The sequence below is a fragment of the Mesorhizobium sp. SEMIA396 genome (genome assembly GCF_024518615.1).
Classification (GTDB): Bacteria; Pseudomonadota; Alphaproteobacteria; order Rhizobiales; family Rhizobiaceae; genus Mesorhizobium.
The window spans coordinates 231,330-246,702 of the sequence record NZ_JANIFC010000010.1 but is presented as its reverse complement, the minus strand read 5'-3'; the positions used below and the strand labels follow the sequence as shown (position 1 = coordinate 246,702).

Genomic DNA, 15,373 nt, shown 5'->3' with positions numbered 1-15,373 from the left:
ACAAGCAACCTATTTGCCGGCTTTGGCCTTAAAGATATTCAATGAGAACTGCGATTATCGATGCAAGGCGATGGTGGGTCATCGCTGAACCCGGCACGGATGATTCGAAGTTCGACGCTGGGATTCCAATGTGAAGCGGTGGCTGCCGACATCTTCGGTAGGGGGCCCTAAGCGATGGCCATCACCTGCTTGTGGTCCGCGACTTCAGCGAGCAGCCAATCCTGAAACAGGCCGGTGCCTGGTTTGTTGCCGATGCTGCGACGCTGATGCAGGTAAATGCCGGCCGGATAGGTGTGGCGGACATGGAACGGCGCGACCAGTTTGCCTTGCTGCAGAAAATCTTGCGCCATTATCGTGTCCGCAAGCGCTATTCCGGCGCCATTGATCGCTTCGCGCATGATGAGCGTACAATCATCCAGTGTTGTGCTGGATTTTGGCGTCGTTTCCAGAACGCCTTCCTGCTCCAGCCAACGCTTCCATCTCATGGTTTCGCATTCATGGATCAGATGATGATTGACCAGATCGGCCGGCGATCGCAGCGGCACAGGCCCCTCCAAAAGCGAAGGCGCACAGACCGGGGTCAAAAGCAGCGGGATCAGCAGCGTCAAAGCCGGGCCGGCCTTGTAGACGAACTCGTCGACAATGGCCAAATCGAAGTTGGCGCGCTTGCCTGAAGTGGAGATCTCCAAATCCACCGACGGATGCAACCGGCGAAAGTTCGGCAACCGGTCCGCCAGCCAAAGGTTCAGAACGGTGGGCACGCACAAGACCCGGACCCGTTGGATCTTGCCGTGGCGCGAGCCGTCCGAGAGGCTGACGTCATCGGTGGCGCGCCAGATGGCTTCGAACGCCTCCGAGAGGCTGCGCGCATAGTAGGAGCCCCTGATGGTTGGCGTTATCTGGCGAAAACCGCGTTCGAACAGGTCCTGGCCAAGATTTTGTTCAAGCGCGCGGATGTGGCGACTGACAGCCGAGGGTGTCAGATGCAGTTCTTCCGCCGCGTCCTTGACGCTGCCGAGGCGAGCGGCAGCCTCGAAAGCGCGCATGCCATTGAGTGAGGGAAGGGCCATTGGCCGATCATGAATTGTCAGTTGAGTTTTTGTCAATCGACATGGGCAGAATTCGCGTTTGATCGCCTGCCCCCTTAGGGGATACCCAGAAGACAAGAGCAATTAAGTCGTCTCAAGAAAGCGACTGTTTGGGGACCGGCACTATACCATCGACGGCTGAGACCGGCTTGACCAGTCTCACCGGTGGAGAGCGAAGCTTTGCTCGGTATCGCCGCAATTGGAGAGAGCGCCAGCCTATGCCTCAATCGCCAGCGCCGGTCTTCGAAGCTGCGGACGAGATTTCCGCGGAAACCTCCGTCGTCGTGATTTTGCAAACTGCCCAACGAAGCTTTGGTCCCCGGGCAGCGGCTCTGGACGCTGAGATGAGCGGGATCGTGTCACGTGCTTGCTCCGACCCGGCCGCCTTGGCCGAATCCGGCACCTGCATCGATCTCATCGCCCCGCAAACAGTATCGACCAAGCGTGTGGTCGTCCTGGCCTTGGGCAAAGCCGAAGCCGTAACCACCCTCTCGTTGGCGCGCGCCGGCGGTCTGCTTGCCGCACATCTGGAAGGCAAGGGGGAATGCGCGGCCACTCTGGTCCTGGACCCCATCGCTGGCATTGAACTATCCGGCGCCGAAATCCTGGCGCGTGTCGCGCTTGGCATGCGGCTGCGCCGCTATCGTTTCGACATGCGCAACCGGCGGCAAGGCGCGGGGGCGGATCGAACCTTGCGGGTGAAACTGGTCGGAGCCGGCGGCACGGATCTGACCGCGGCGCTGACGCGGATCAATGCAATCGCCGACGGCGTCGAATATGCACGCACCTTGGTCAACCTGCCGCCAAACCATCTCCACCCCGACAATTTCCATGATCATCTGGAGCCGCTGCGTGAAGCCGGCATCGACATCGAAATGCTCGATGCCGCGCAACTGAAGGAGCTCGGCATGAACGCGCTCCTCGCCGTTGGGTCGGGCTCGGCGCGTCCGCCACGGGTCGCTGTCCTGCGCTACCGCGGCAAGGGTGCTCCCGCCCAACCACTCGCTTTCGTCGGCAAAGGCGTCTGCTTCGATTCGGGAGGCCTCTGCATCAAGGGCGGAGCGCAGATGTTCGACATGAAAGCCGACATGGGCGGAGCGGCGGCTGTGGTCGGCCTGCTGATCGCGCTCGCCCGGCAAGGCAGCCCGGTACACGTTGTCGGTGTTCTCGGCATCGCCGAGAACATGCCATCGGGCACCGCGCTCAAACCGCGCGACATCATCACCACGGCCTCGGGACAGACAGTGGAAGTGTTCGACACGGATGCGGAGGGACGCCTGCTTCTGGCCGACTGCCTCTACTATGCAGCCACGCGCTTCAACCCTTCGGTGATCGTCGATCTGGCGACGCTGACCTATTCGGTGACGCGTGGCCTGGGGTCGATATTCGCAGGCCTATTCAGCACCGACGATGCCATCGCTTCACAGATGATCGCGGCCGGAGAAACGGTCGGCGAGCGGTTCTGGCGGCTGCCGCTCGACCGGGCCTATGATGAGGGTCTGCAATCGCCGTTCGCGGACCTCAGGCATCATGCCAAGGACATGGAAGACGGCGACGCTCCCTATGCGGCGGCCTTCCTGCGTCACTTCACGGAAGACCGCCCCTGGGTGCATCTCGACATCGCCAGCAAGGAACTGACCGACACCGATCGGCCTCTGGGCAGGCAAGGCGCCACGGCATTTGGCGTGCAGATGCTGGAAGAGTGGGTGCAGGTCACCCGCAACATGAGTTAGGGCGCCTGCCGTCACGGACAAATACAAGATGCCTTCAACCGCACTGGGAACTGGGATGTCATCTGAGATCATAGGCATGGAAGGACGGGCCGCTTTCGACGCCTACGAGACCTGGTATCGGGTCAGTGGCGAACTCGGTGGCGAAAAGGCGCCTGTGGTGATCCTGCATGGCGGCCCAGGCGTCGCTCACAACTATGTCGATGCCTACAAGCTTCTTGCGCGAAGGGATCGCGCCGTCATCCACTACGACCAGTTGGGCTGCGGCAATTCCACCTTGCTGCCTGAGAAAGGCGCCGATTTCTGGACACCTGGGCTGTTCATCGACGAGCTTGAAAACCTGGTCGACCATCTCGGCATTCGGACGGGCTTCCACGTCCTCGGCCAGAGCTGGGGCGGCATGCTGGGCGCCGAATATGCCGTGACGCGGCCGCAGGGCCTGAAGTCGCTGACCATCGCCAACTCGCCGGCTTCCATGAAACTGTGGGTCGAAGAGGCCAACCGGTTGCGTGCCGACCTACCCGCGGATGTGCAGGAGACACTGACCCGGCACGAGCAGGCCGGCACGACGGGCGATGCGGCGTACCAGGCGGCGACGATGGTGTTCTACGAGCGGCATGTCTGCCGGGTCGTGCCTTTCCCGTCCGAAGTCACGGAAAGTTTCGCCCAGGTCGTGCGCAATCCGACCGTCTATAATCTGATGAATGGGCCAAACGAATTCCATGTCATCGGAACGCTGAAGAATTGGAGCATCGTCGACCGTCTGCCGGCCATCGATGTTCCTACTCTGATCATCTCCGGACGTCACGACGAGGCCACGCCCGCGACCGTGCAGCCCTACAAGGACGGCATCAAGGGGTCTCGCTGGGAGATATTCGAGCATTCCAGCCACATGCCGCATGTCGAAGAGCAAGATGCGTGCATGCGGGTGGTGGGAGACTTCCTGGACCACAACGACAATTGAAGAAAAGGGGAATGAAGACATGAAGAAACTGCTTCTGGCGGCAACAGCCGCGGCATTGCTGGCCGGTACATGGCTGGCCCCGGCACAGGCCGAATATCTCAAGGAGCACCGAGGCGGCACCATCCGCCTGCTGGCCCGCTCCGCGGCCGGAACGCTCGATCCGCACATCAATTACACGGACCAGGGCTGGCAGATGTACCAGCCGATCTATGACGGCCTGGTAGCCTTCCGCAAGGCCGAGGGTATGGACGGCTTCACCATCGTTCCCGATCTGGCCGAGGCGTTGCCGCAGGTCAGCAATGACGGCAAGACCTTCACCTTCAAGCTGCGCAAGGGCATCAAGTTCTCCAGTGGCCAGGATCTTGGCGTGAAGGACGTCGTCGCTTCTTTCCAGCGCATCTTCAAGGTTTCCGGACCCACCTCCGGCACGTTCTATGCCGGCATCGTCGGTGCCGACAAATGCCTGGCCGACACCAAGAGCTGCACGCTGGAAGGCGGCGTTGTCGGCGACGAAGCGGCCGGCACCATCACCATCAACATCACCAAGCCGGATGCCGAGCTGCTCTACAAGCTCGCCTTGCCGCATGCCGTGGTCCTGCCGGCGGACACGCCCGCCGAAGACATGGGCTCCAAGCCCATTCCCAGCACCGGCGCGTACATGATCTCCGCCTTCGACCCGAACAAGGGCATGACGGTTTCCCGCAACCCAAATTTCAAGCAGTGGAGCGAAGAAGCCCAGCCGGACGGCTATCCGGATGTCGTCCAATATGATTTCGGCCTGTCCGAAGAGGCAGCCGTCACCGCGATCCAGAACGGCGAAGCGGACTGGATGTTCGACGCTCTGCCCAGCGATCGCCTGGGCGAACTGGGCAGCAAGTCCATGGACCAGCTGCACATCTCACCGCTTTCGGCTTGGTGGTACGCGCCGCTGAACAACCGTCTCGCACCCTTCGACAATGAAAAAGCCCGCCAGGCCGTTGCCTATGCGATCGATCGCAACACGCTGGTCAAGCTGTTCGGCGGAAAGGTGCTGGCCTCGCCGGTCTGTCAGGTCCTGCCCCCGGACTTCCCCGGCCATGAAGACTATTGCCCCTTCACCAAGAATCCGGGCGCCAAATGGTCGGCCCCTGACCTCGACAAGGCAAAGCAGTTCGTCGAGGACTCCGGCACCAAGGGTCAGAAGGTGACCATCATCGTCGAGGACACCGCCATTTCGCGGTCCATCGGCGTCTATCTGCAGAGCGTGCTGACCAGCATCGGCTATGTCGCCGACGTCAAGCCGATCTCGTCGAACATCCAGTTCACCTACATCCAGAACACCAACAACAAGGTGCAGATGTCCGTCACCCAGTGGTACAAGGACTATCCGGCGGCTTCGGACTTCCTGAACATCCTGTTCAGCTGTGCCTCCTTCCGCGAAGGTTCGGACGCGTCGATCAACATCGCCGGCTTCTGCGACAAGGAAATCGACGCCAAGATGCAAAAGGCATTGGACCTCGGCGTCACCGATCAGAAAGCCGCCGACAAAATGTGGGCTGAAATCGACAGGCAGGTCACCGACAAGGCACCTGCCGTCGGCCTCTTCACGCCGAAGCGGCTTGACTTTGTCAGCAAACGTCTTGGCAATTTCAAGTTCAACCGTCAGTTCAACTGGATGATCACCCAATCCTGGGTGCAGTGATGGCCTGGGTGCAGTAACGAACCGCGGAGGGGCACGTCCGTGTCGAACGTAGCTGTCGCCGCGCCGCGCAAGACGCGAGGGCCCTGGGCCGTCGCGTTTGCGAAGCTGGCAAGGGACAGGGCTGCCATGGCGTCGCTGGCCGTGTTCCTCCTCATCGTCCTTGCCTGCCTCAGTGCGCCTCTTTATGCAAAATGGGCAGGCGTGGACCCCTTCGCCTCGACGCTCGACGCCGTCGTCCAGATCGACGGTGCCGACGTTCCGGTGATGGAACAGTCGACGGAAGGGCTAGGGCTTGGTTACACACCGCTCGGCCCGACCTGGCGGCTGGGCAATTATTTCCTCGGCGCCGACAGCCAGGGGCGCGATGTCATGGCCAGGATGCTCTATGGCGGGCTGAGCTCGTTGCTGATCTCCGGAGCAGCCACCATCTTCACCCTGATCCTGGGCACGGCGGCGGGATTGATCGCCGGCTATTTCGGCGGCGTCACCGACACGGTGCTGTCGCGCTTCCTCGACATACTGTGGGCGTTCCCCATCTATCTGCTGGCGATTTCGCTCTCCATCGTCACCATCGCGCATGGCATCACGATCGGACCGATCCAGATCGAGTCCGGCAGTTTGTGGCTGCCTGTCATCATCATCGGCATCGTCTACGTGCCCTACGTGGCCCGCCCAATACGCGGGCAGGTTCTGGCGCTGCGCAAGAGCGAGTTCGTGCTGGCCGCGATCAATCTGGGCGTGCCGGGGTGGCGCATCCTGTGGCGCGACATCCTGCCCAACGTCACCACCACGCTAATCGTCTTCGTGCCGCTGATGATGGCGCTGAACATGCTTACCGAATCAGCCCTTTCCTTCCTTTCGATCGGCGTGCAGCCGCCGGCCGCGAGCTGGGGCACCATCATCCAGGACGGACAGGCGCTGCTTTACACCAGGCCATTGGTGGCGCTGGTGCCGGGCCTGGCGATCGCGGTTTCCGTCATGGCGCTCAATGTCTTCGGCGACGGCCTGCGCGACGCGCTCGATCCGCGCTCCAAGGTTCGGCTGGGGCGCGACTGATGATCTACGCAATCCTGCGCCGGTTCGGCCAGATGCTGTTCGTGATGTTCGGCATCTCGGTCATCGTTTTCTTGATTTTCTTCGCAACGCCGGGCGCCGACCCGGCTGCGCGCATCGCCGGCCGCAATGCATCGCCCGAAGTGCTGGAGGCGGTACGCCACAGCTTCGGCTTCGACCGGCCGCTCTACGTGCAATATGTGACGATGATGGAGAAGATCTTCGTCACCGGCGATCTGACCTCCTTCGTCAATCGTGGCTGGAAGGTGGTGCCGGCGGTCATGGATTCGATCCCGGTCACGCTCTCGCTGGTGTTCGGAGCGGCGATCCTGTGGGTGGTCGTCTCCATCGTCATCGGCATCGCCGCCGCCGCCACGCGCGGCAGCTGGCTGGACAAGCTGCTGATGGCGCTAGGGCTGCTCGGCATTTCCATGCCGGTCTACTGGCTGGGCGAGGTGATGAACCTGATCACCCAGAGCCGCTACCACGACAGCTGGGCGTTCTCCTGGGTGCCGCCGCTCGGCTACAAGAATTTCTCCGACGATCCGAAGGGCTGGTTCCTGACCCTGGTCATTCCGTGGATCACACTGTCCATTCTCTATATCGGTATTTACGGGCGCGTGCTGCGCGCGGCAATCATCGAATCCCTGCAGGAAGACTATATCCGCACGGCCCGGGCCAAGGGGCTGTCGGAGACCCGCATCCTGCTGCGCCATGCCTTGCGCACGTCGCTCATCGCATTCGTCACTCTGTTCGGCCTGGACTTCGGTGCGCTGGTCGGAGGCTCAGCCCTGCTGACGGAGGTGGTGTTCGGGCTGCACGGCATCGGCAAGCTCACTTATGACGCTCTGCAGAATCTCGATCTGCCGATGATCATGGCGACGGTGATGTATGCGTCCATGTTCGTGGTTATCGCCAATGCGGTCGTCGATTTCGTCTACATCCTTCTCGATCCGCGCCTGAGGACATCATGATACTGTCGGTGCGCGACCTCAGAGTTTCCTTCCGCACAAATGATGGCCTGGTGCGGGCCATCGATGGCGTTTCCTTCGACCTTAAGGAGAGCGAAATCCTCGGCGTCGTCGGTGAGTCCGGTTCCGGCAAGACCGTGTCGCTGCTGGCCGTCATGGGTCTCATCACCGATCCCAACGCCACCATCGAAGGGTCGATCCGCTACAAAGGCCGCGAACTCGTGGGACTGCCCGCGCGCGAGCTCAGGCGGCTGCGCGGCAACGAGATCGCGATGATCTTCCAGGATCCGATGACGGCGCTGACGCCTGTCTACACGATCGGCTGGCAGATCGCCGAACAGATTCGCGCGCATCGCAACATCAGCAAGTCCAAGGCGATGGAGCGCGTGGAGGAACTGCTGGCCGAGGTGAATTTTCCCAACCCGCACGAGGCGATGTCGCGCTACCCGCACCAACTGTCCGGAGGCATGCGTCAACGGGCGGTGATCGCAATGGCTTTGTCCTGCAATCCGGCGCTTCTGGTGGCTGACGAACCGACCACGGCGCTCGACGTCACCGTACAGGCCGGCATTCTCGATCTGGTGCGCAAGCTGCGCGCGACGCACAAGTCGGCGGTCGTCTTCATCACACATGACATGGGCGTGGTCTCCGAACTCGCCGACCGGGTCATGGTCATGTATGCCGGCCGCGTGGTGGAGCGCGGCAGTCGCATGGAACTGTTTTCCGATCCACGACACCCCTATACGCGCGCGCTGCTGGGTTCGATCCCGCCGCTGACCGGCGAAAAACCACGGCGCTTGCCGGCCATTCCCGGTTCGCCGCCGTCAATGCTGCGATTGCCGCAGGGCTGTGCGTTCGGTCCGCGGTGCCCGGTTCACTACGAGCCCTGCCAGGCCGGCAAGCCCGACCTCGGGAGCGGCACCCATGCCGCGGCATGCTTCAGGGTGGCACAGGCATGAGCGGACCGATGATCGACAAGAACCGCCCAATCCTCGAGACGCGTTCGCTGGGCAAGCGCTTTTCCATCGGCAGCCGTTTCTCCGCCGAAGGCAAGCGAACCGTTCATGCGGTCGACAATGTTTCCCTGACCGTGTGGCGCGGCGAGACGGTCGGGCTGGTCGGCGAATCCGGATGCGGCAAGTCCACGCTGGCGCGTTGCCTGGTGAGGCTCTACGACATATCGGACGGCGAGCTTCTGTTCGAAGGCAACGACATAACCTCCAAGTCGCTGTCCGAACTCAGGCCGCTGCGGCGCCGCCTGCAAATGGTTTTCCAGGACCCGTCGGCGTCGCTCAATCCGCGCCGGCGCGTCGGCGACCTGGTGGCCGAGCCGCTGCGCATCCATGGCAGGCTCTCGTCGAGCGAGATCACCAAACGCGTGGCGGAACTGTTCGACCTTGTCGGCTTGCTGCCGGATCACGTCATGCGGTTTCCGCACGAATTTTCCGGCGGACAACGCCAGCGCGTCGGCATCGCGCGGGCTATTGCCCTGAACCCGGACCTCGTGGTCCTGGACGAACCCGTCTCCGCGCTCGACGTGTCGGTGCAGGCACAAATCGTCAACCTGCTTGCCGATCTGCAGGAGAAGCTCAATCTCACGTACATCTTCATCGCCCACGACCTGTCGGTGGTGCGCCAGGTGTCGACCCGCATAGCGGTCATGTATCTCGGCTCGATCGTCGAAGAAGGGCCGGCGGAAGACGTGTTTGCAGCACCGGCCCATCCCTATAGCCAGGCGCTGATTTCGGCGGTTCCCGTCGTGGAGACGACGCCGGGTGGGACGCGCAAGCGCATCATCCTCACCGGCGACGTACCGAGCCCTCTGAACCCTCCAACGGGCTGCCGTTTCCATCCCCGATGCCCAATCGCGGCGGAGCGCTGCCGTTCGGAGCGGCCACAGTTACGGGAATACCGACCCGGTCGCAAAGTCGCCTGCCACTTCCCGACAATGTAGGCGACACTCACCACCGCACGGGTGATCGCCTTCGCCTGACAGATTTCTAAAAGACTCCATTCTTTATCTGGAACCAACCGGCTGTTGGCGCGTTTGGTGGGGTTCGATCGAGCGCATTGCGGTCGACCGGGAGGAAACGATGGATCAATTGCATTTCTTTTCGCCCGTGCGGATTTCGCGCGGGCAGGGACACCCTGCGGAAGAAATCGATAGTGTTGCCGAAGCCATGATGTTCTTGCGGAAGTGGCCGACGGGACGGCGCGGTCCGGTTTATCAGTGCGCGCTGAATTGTTGCTCGGCCGCCTTGTCGGGCCAGATGTCGGCCGAGGAAGCAAGGAAAGCGTTCACCGGCTTTGCCCGCATCACGCGCCTTCTCGATGACGACATGGCGTTGCCGGTGCCCGGCGAAGGCGAGGCAAGGGTGCACGCGTTGCGGCGATAGGCTGTTGTCCTGACGGACCTACAAGGTCTCGCGCTGCAGCGGGGCGGGTCTTGTTGTGCAATGCGCTCGGTCTGGCGGGTCGAAAGTTCGTCTTGCGTGGCACACTTTCACAGCGGACGCTCGTCGTTCATGCTTACTTCAGTCACGAGCTTGCGGCGAAGCGCCATCGTGTAGTCGTCTGGCCCCTTCGGCGTCATGACGAAGGCCTGGGAACCGCCAATGACCGATCTGGCAAAATAGGATGCCAGAGGTTCGTCGGGATTCTCATCCTCCGTCGGGATGGCGATGGCATTGATCGTATATCCCTTGGCTATGGCGTTCGACCTGCTCGGCTGGACGGGAAGCCCGTCGTTGTTCTCGCCATTGGAGGAGATATCGATGACTTTCTTGGCCGCCTTTCCCGGAAACTGGTCGAGCAGGAGACTGCCGATGTCGATAGCCGAGGAAACGGATGTTCCGCCTCGCCCTCTGCGGATGAAGCCGGTATCGCCTTTCCTGCTGATCACCGCAGCCGCCGCTTTGGCATCTTCCAGTCCGCAGATGCTTGTCCACGGCAGCACGACGCGTGCGTGTCCGGGGCTCGACCATTCAAAATAGGCAACGCCGATGCAGCCGACATAATTCCGGCTGATGGCGGCGATGATCTCTGGCGAGGTGAGTGCCGCGGCATGTCCCTCGCGTTGCATATCGGCGATCTTCGGATCGATCGACGACGAGAAATCGACCGCGAACACGATAGCGACGTCAACGTTCGCGGCATGGGCAGAGATCGCCCAAAACATCGAAACTGCAAGTATCCCTGTCACTCTCGAGATTGAACCGGCCGACGTCAGAATGCCCCAACCTGTCGCCCGCACCCGTTCGCGAAAGGATAGGGGGCCGGCGTCCTGATGATATACACTGCCAAACATGTCATTCTCCATCTCGACATCCGGTCGTTTCAAAAAGCGGGCTCAACATGTGGAAATCTGGCGGATCGCCTTGGTACCCACGCCGAACAGCAGCAGATCGGCCTTGGTCCACAAGAGATAACAGCCGAGCAAGGTCAGTGGCATGGCGAGGGCCGCGAAGGAGCCGCCCGACCAGACCTCAGGCAAAGCACGGCCGAGGGCCACTGTCGTCGCCAGCATTGCAGGCAACCGGCTGGCGAGCACCGCACTGCGGAACGGATCGGGCCAAGCGGCCGGCCACATCGGAATTGGCGTGCCGGGCCTGTGGAAGGTGCTGCCGAATTTGCCGAGCGCATGCAGCAGGCCGGAGGTCGCCGCAAGCAATGGATCGCCGAGCAGCAACAGGGCAATGCCGAGCCCGATCGCCCCCAGGCCCGACAGGAAGTCGCCCAGACGGTTGAGGGCAGGATCGGGAGCATCCGGCCTTGCCCAGGCCCGGTGATAGGCCTCGCCGCCCCAGAAGAAGACCAGGGTGGTCAAGGTCAGCGCAACAGTGCCATGGCTGCCAGCGAAATATTCGATCACCGCCATGGTGACGCTGCTTCCCTCATGCAAGCCGACCGGCGCGGTGGCAATCTGGATGGCGAGACCGACAATGAGGCCGAGCGCGTTACCGCTGTTGTAATAGCCGCCCGGTCCCTTCATGCGGGCGCGAAGCGCCGATACCAAATGTGCGATAGGAAGAAGGATCGTCCGCGCGTCCATCACTGCGCCCCCACGACAAGTCCTGCCGCCATCGGCAAGGCCACCGCCGCCTGGCTGATCGACGCCACTGGCCCCGTGTCGGGCGGCAGCCGGGGCCGGAATAGGTTTCGCATCACCGGCAAGGGTCATCACATTCCTCCACTGGACCTGAATTGTTGGGGTGACGATCGCCTGCCCAATTTGCGGCGGCAGCTGCAAAGGCAGGGGCCCCGTCGAAGGATTGAACCGAAGCGGTTCGCAAGGACGTGCGTGCCTGCGGCGCTCGGTTCGACAGTGCCACGGACAGGATCGCACCCAGAATGATGGCGGCACCCAATGCGCTCGCGGACGAGCTCCGCTCGCCGAGAAAGATCGCCGCGCCCAGCGCCCCGAAAACGCTTTCTGCGCTGACGATCACGGCGGCGTGGCTGGCCGGCGTAAAGCGGAGGGCAACCGTCTGTATGCCGAAAGCAATCGCAGTGGAGAACACGCCGAGGATCGCCAGTTCCGGGCCGGCTGCGAATGCGGCGGCCAACGACAGATTGCCTTGCATTGCGCCGAGCGGCAGGGCGAAGGCTGCGGCGCCGAAGAACTGTGTCGCGGCTGCGGTGAACGGCCGCGCATGCACCTGCATGTGCCGGCCCAGCTCGACTGCCCAGAGCGCATAGCAGGCAGCCGAGAGGACAGCGGTGAGATCGCCACTGCTGAACCCGGCAATCCCATCCGACAACAGCAGGGCTCCAACAACGGTCAGCCCGGCGGCGACCGTGAGACTCGCTGTCGGACGTTCGCCTACGAGAAACCAGGCGGCCAGCGGTGTCATTACCGTTGCCGTGCTGACCAGGAAGCTCGCATTGGTGACGGAGGCGCCGAGATAGCAAAGCTGCTGGAGCGTGATGGAGATGGCAAACAGCGCGCACACCTTGGCCAAGCTGGAAAAATAGTCCGGCCCGAGCGGAAGCCGCCTCTCCATCAAGACAAAGGGCAACACAAGCAGGCCGCCGATCAGGCAGCGCAGACCCACCGCACTCAGCGCGTCGAGATGCACAAGCACCATCTTTTGCGAGACATTGCCGAAGCCCCACAAAGCGGCTGCGAATAGCAGCAGCAAATTGGCTCTTGTCCTGGACACGCGTCCCCCTCGAACCAAGCCTTTCGTTGACTTGGTCACTTTAATTTAGCAAAGCCTAAACAGCCTGCCGTTACGGCAGCGCTTGAGCGCGAAGGCCGACTGTTGCGAAGCGTTAGTTTTGAGTTAGGATTTCGTCAGGCTGGGATAGCAAATGCAAAGTGAGGATAGGGGCGCTGCAAATAGAATCTCACTCTTCGGCGGTTTCCGGATTGAAAATGAAACGACCGGTCCGCTTCGGCTGACCGGGAAACGAGGGCCGGCAATCATCGCCTATCTGGCCCGGTGTCCGGGCATGGCGGCGACGCGGGAGAGGCTGGCTGACCTCCTATGGGGCGACAGCGACGGCGAACATTCGCGCAACAGCCTTCGGCAAGCCCTCAGTGTCCTGCGCCAGGATCTGGCGCGAGAAGGGGTGGATCTCATCCATTCCAGCGGTGAGCTGATCGCCCTGAGGCCAGAGGCCTTTCAAGTCGACGTGGAGAAGTTCGAAACGGGTCTCTCGGCCCGTTCCGCTCAGGACCTCGCGAAGGCCTTGGCGAACTACACCGGGCCCTTCCTCGACGGGCTTTATCTGGGAAGCAATGCGTTCGATGACTGGATCACATCGGAACGCGACAGGCTGCTCGGCCGCGCGCTTGAGTCCTTCGAAAAACTGGCCCGTCTCGTCGACGCCGATGCCGGGCTGATCCTGGCCGATCGTATTGTGACCATGGAACCGACACGGGAAGAATCCTATCGGCTCAAGATGGAATTGCTGCTCGCATGCGGGCAACGCGACAGGGCAATCAGGACATACGAAGCCTGCAGAAGCATGCTGAAGAAGGAGTTCGGCGTCGAAGCCGGCCCTGAAACGCGGGCGCTTTGGCAATCTCTGTTGCTTGCCGCCGATGACGCTTCAAATGTGCAGTCGACAAGTGGTGTTCCGGCCAGCCAGCGCCTTGGGCGTCCGTCCATCAGCGTTGCCGACTTCGTCAATCTGACTGGAAAGCAAGGCGATGACTTTTTCGCCAAGGGACTTGTCCAGGACATCACGACGGCCCTTTCCGAAGTGGCCGACTATGTCGTGCTCGCCGCGCTTCCGCCCGAGAAGAGCGGCCCGGGCGAAGAAGCCAAGACGCCAGGGATACTCCGGGCGCGATATATGCTCAGCGGCAGTGTCCAGAGATCCGGCAATGGGTTGAGGGTGAATGTCCAGCTCGTCGATGCCGCCGGCGGCCACCACGTCTGGGCCCAGAAGTTCGACGGCCACTCCGAGAACGCGCTCGAATTCCAGGACAGGATCGCACAGTCTGTTGTTCTTGCCGTGATCCTCGAACTTCAACTGACCAACTGGAAGGTTCGAGACAAAAGCCCGCCGGGTACCCCTGAAGTGCGCAGGCTGGTCAACGAAGCTCTCATGAAATATTTTGAGATGACTCGGGACTCACTTTTGGTCGGGATAGAGCTTGCCGAGAAGGCCTTCTCGATAGGTCCCGACAACGCCCGTGCAAAGCGGACGCTCTCGATCGTAATATCCATGGGCGTGGCGTTTGGTGCACTGCCTCGGGAGCGAGGGGTGATCGAGCGTGCGGTCGAGCTTGCGGAAGCGGCGGTGCGGGCGGTACCGGACGATGAAATTGCTCGATGTATCTTGTCGTTCGCTCTCGAAAGTTGCGGTCGTATCGACGAGGCGATCGCCGAATGCCGCCACGCGATCAGCCTCAACCCGAGCTACCCGACTGGCCACGGCGATATTTCGATGCTCTTTGCATTGCGCGGACAGGTCGACGAAGCGGTGCGTGAGGCCAACGAAGCAATCCGGCTCGGAACGCACGATGTCATCGACTTCTGGCGCCACCACGGCCTGGTTGTGGCGCTCTTCGCTGGCGGAGACAACCAGCGGGCGCTCGAAGCCGCCCGCAAAGTGGTCAGGACAAAGCCGGGCTTCGTTCGCGGCGCCCTTTATTGGGCCGCGACCGCGTCGGCCACCGGGAACAACGAAGAAGCGTCCCGGGCCATCCACCATTGCCTGTCACAACTTCCGCATCTCAATCTGAGCAATGTCTGCCCTGGCTTTGTGCCGCGCTATGTGAAGGATCATCACCATTCCCGGTTCCTTGAGATGCTGTCGAGGGCTGGCCTCCCCGGCTCCTAGCCACATCATTGGCGTAGACACCGGCATACGAAGCTGGAGGCTTCCGTCCTCCGCCCAGGCATCGAAAGCAGATAACGCGTTGGCATTTCCGGCCAGGTCGACCTATAAGCTACCCTGCGATTGAGGTATTCGGCGCCGCACGCCGTCGCGCCGGCCAGGGCATTCGGCCGATTTGCGGCGGGGGCTGTCATGGCAGGCGATAGCGTTCACGCGACGCGTGCCCAAACTTTATTGAAGCTATGAAGATGCAACATTATCAAAGGTTTAGGATAGCCATAGCCCCTGGATGGGGCAGATAGATAAGTAATATCAGATAGTTACTGGAGCCCGTGTGCAAAAATCGCACACGAAAGTTCACCTTCTCTTCTTTTCGTTCCCGCGATGCCGCCGCCGACAACCGTTTTTGCCGCTCTCCTGCCGACCATTTCGACCGCTACCATGCGATGTTCGCCGGGGTATCCGTGAACCTCATTGTCTACTGCAGCATCCCGTTTGCCTGGGGACCTGTAAGCTTTCCGTACTTTCGGCCTCGCGCCGCCACCGAATTGTGGGCACATATGAAAGCAGTCGGAATGCATGATTCAAGTGTG

General features: G+C 61.7%; 13 protein-coding genes. 9 read left to right on the top strand and 4 right to left on the bottom strand.

Annotation, left to right across the window (positions count from 1 at the left end):
• Nucleotides 1-167: 167 nt before the first annotated feature.
• Nucleotides 168-1,070, bottom strand: a complete 903-nt coding sequence (locus NP503_RS23830; protein WP_127268713.1) for a LysR family transcriptional regulator — start codon at nucleotides 1,068-1,070, stop codon at nucleotides 168-170.
• Between the two features lie 236 nt (nucleotides 1,071-1,306).
• On the opposite strand from NP503_RS23830, the gene NP503_RS23825 reads away from it, so the two are divergent.
• The 8 genes from NP503_RS23825 (at nucleotide 1,307) to NP503_RS23790 (ending at nucleotide 9,883) form a co-directional block, all read left to right on the top strand.
• Complete coding sequence (locus tag NP503_RS23825; protein ID WP_256754999.1) at nucleotides 1,307-2,821, top strand: leucyl aminopeptidase; 1,515 nt, start codon at nucleotides 1,307-1,309, stop codon at nucleotides 2,819-2,821.
• A gap of 55 nt (nucleotides 2,822-2,876) precedes the next feature.
• Nucleotides 2,877-3,782 (top strand): proline iminopeptidase-family hydrolase, encoded by a 906-nt coding sequence (locus NP503_RS23820; protein ID WP_127268711.1) that lies wholly within the window; start codon nucleotides 2,877-2,879, stop codon nucleotides 3,780-3,782.
• Between the two features lie 19 nt (nucleotides 3,783-3,801).
• Complete coding sequence (locus tag NP503_RS23815; protein WP_127270356.1) at nucleotides 3,802-5,463, top strand: ABC transporter substrate-binding protein; 1,662 nt, start codon at nucleotides 3,802-3,804, stop codon at nucleotides 5,461-5,463.
• Between the two features lie 39 nt (nucleotides 5,464-5,502).
• Nucleotides 5,503-6,519 carry an ABC transporter permease gene (locus tag NP503_RS23810; RefSeq protein ID WP_127267731.1) on the top strand — a complete coding sequence of 339 codons (1,017 nt, stop codon included), beginning with the start codon at nucleotides 5,503-5,505 and terminating at the stop codon, nucleotides 6,517-6,519.
• Complete coding sequence (locus tag NP503_RS23805) at nucleotides 6,519-7,490, top strand: ABC transporter permease (protein ID WP_127267730.1); 972 nt, start codon at nucleotides 6,519-6,521, stop codon at nucleotides 7,488-7,490. Before NP503_RS23810 ends, NP503_RS23805 begins: the two co-directional genes overlap by 1 nt.
• Nucleotides 7,487-8,446, top strand: coding sequence for an ABC transporter ATP-binding protein (locus tag NP503_RS23800; protein WP_127267729.1), 960 nt, complete (start codon nucleotides 7,487-7,489; stop codon nucleotides 8,444-8,446). Before NP503_RS23805 ends, NP503_RS23800 begins: the two co-directional genes overlap by 4 nt.
• Nucleotides 8,447-8,454: 8 nt before the next feature.
• Nucleotides 8,455-9,441, top strand: coding sequence for an ABC transporter ATP-binding protein (locus tag NP503_RS23795; RefSeq protein ID WP_127267732.1), 987 nt, complete (start codon nucleotides 8,455-8,457; stop codon nucleotides 9,439-9,441).
• Nucleotides 9,442-9,580: 139 nt separating this feature from the next.
• On the top strand, nucleotides 9,581-9,883 hold the full coding sequence (locus NP503_RS23790) for a DUF982 domain-containing protein (RefSeq protein ID WP_127267728.1): 303 nt from the start codon (nucleotides 9,581-9,583) through the stop codon (nucleotides 9,881-9,883).
• A gap of 107 nt (nucleotides 9,884-9,990) precedes the next feature.
• On the opposite strand, the gene NP503_RS23785 is transcribed toward NP503_RS23790, so the two are convergent.
• From NP503_RS23785 to NP503_RS23775, 3 genes are all read right to left on the bottom strand, one after another.
• On the bottom strand, nucleotides 9,991-10,665 hold the full coding sequence (locus tag NP503_RS23785; protein WP_372958891.1) for a DUF1194 domain-containing protein: 675 nt from the start codon (nucleotides 10,663-10,665) through the stop codon (nucleotides 9,991-9,993).
• A 171-nt stretch (nucleotides 10,666-10,836) separates the two neighbouring features.
• A complete protein-coding gene (locus NP503_RS23780) occupies nucleotides 10,837-11,667 on the bottom strand; it encodes a hypothetical protein (RefSeq protein WP_236383056.1) in 831 nt (276 codons plus the stop codon).
• Entirely contained in the window at nucleotides 11,651-12,649 is a 999-nt protein-coding gene (locus tag NP503_RS23775) for a DMT family transporter (RefSeq protein ID WP_127267725.1), read from the bottom strand. Before NP503_RS23775 ends, NP503_RS23780 begins: the two co-directional genes overlap by 17 nt.
• A gap of 151 nt (nucleotides 12,650-12,800) precedes the next feature.
• On the opposite strand from NP503_RS23775, the gene NP503_RS23770 reads away from it, so the two are divergent.
• The gene (locus NP503_RS23770; RefSeq protein ID WP_127270355.1) at nucleotides 12,801-14,783 is read left to right on the top strand and encodes a BTAD domain-containing putative transcriptional regulator; all 1,983 of its coding nucleotides are present in this window, start codon (nucleotides 12,801-12,803) and stop codon (nucleotides 14,781-14,783) included.
• Nucleotides 14,784-15,373: the final 590 nt, after the last annotated feature.

Coding starts and splice junctions, on each gene's coding strand:
- NP503_RS23785 (WP_372958891.1), bottom strand. CDS start 10,665: ATGTTTTGGGCGATCTCTGCCCATGCCGCGAACGTTGACGTCGCTATC.
- NP503_RS23815 (WP_127270356.1), top strand. CDS start 3,802: ATGAAGAAACTGCTTCTGGCGGCAACAGCCGCGGCATTGCTGGCCGGT.
- NP503_RS23820 (WP_127268711.1), top strand. CDS start 2,877: ATGTCATCTGAGATCATAGGCATGGAAGGACGGGCCGCTTTCGACGCC.
- NP503_RS23805 (WP_127267730.1), top strand. CDS start 6,519: ATGATCTACGCAATCCTGCGCCGGTTCGGCCAGATGCTGTTCGTGATG.
- NP503_RS23770 (WP_127270355.1), top strand. CDS start 12,801: ATGCAAAGTGAGGATAGGGGCGCTGCAAATAGAATCTCACTCTTCGGC.
- NP503_RS23825 (WP_256754999.1), top strand. CDS start 1,307: ATGCCTCAATCGCCAGCGCCGGTCTTCGAAGCTGCGGACGAGATTTCC.
- NP503_RS23790 (WP_127267728.1), top strand. CDS start 9,581: ATGGATCAATTGCATTTCTTTTCGCCCGTGCGGATTTCGCGCGGGCAG.
- NP503_RS23780 (WP_236383056.1), bottom strand. CDS start 11,667: ATGACCCTTGCCGGTGATGCGAAACCTATTCCGGCCCCGGCTGCCGCC.
- NP503_RS23795 (WP_127267732.1), top strand. CDS start 8,455: ATGATCGACAAGAACCGCCCAATCCTCGAGACGCGTTCGCTGGGCAAG.
- NP503_RS23830 (WP_127268713.1), bottom strand. CDS start 1,070: ATGGCCCTTCCCTCACTCAATGGCATGCGCGCTTTCGAGGCTGCCGCT.
- NP503_RS23800 (WP_127267729.1), top strand. CDS start 7,487: ATGATACTGTCGGTGCGCGACCTCAGAGTTTCCTTCCGCACAAATGAT.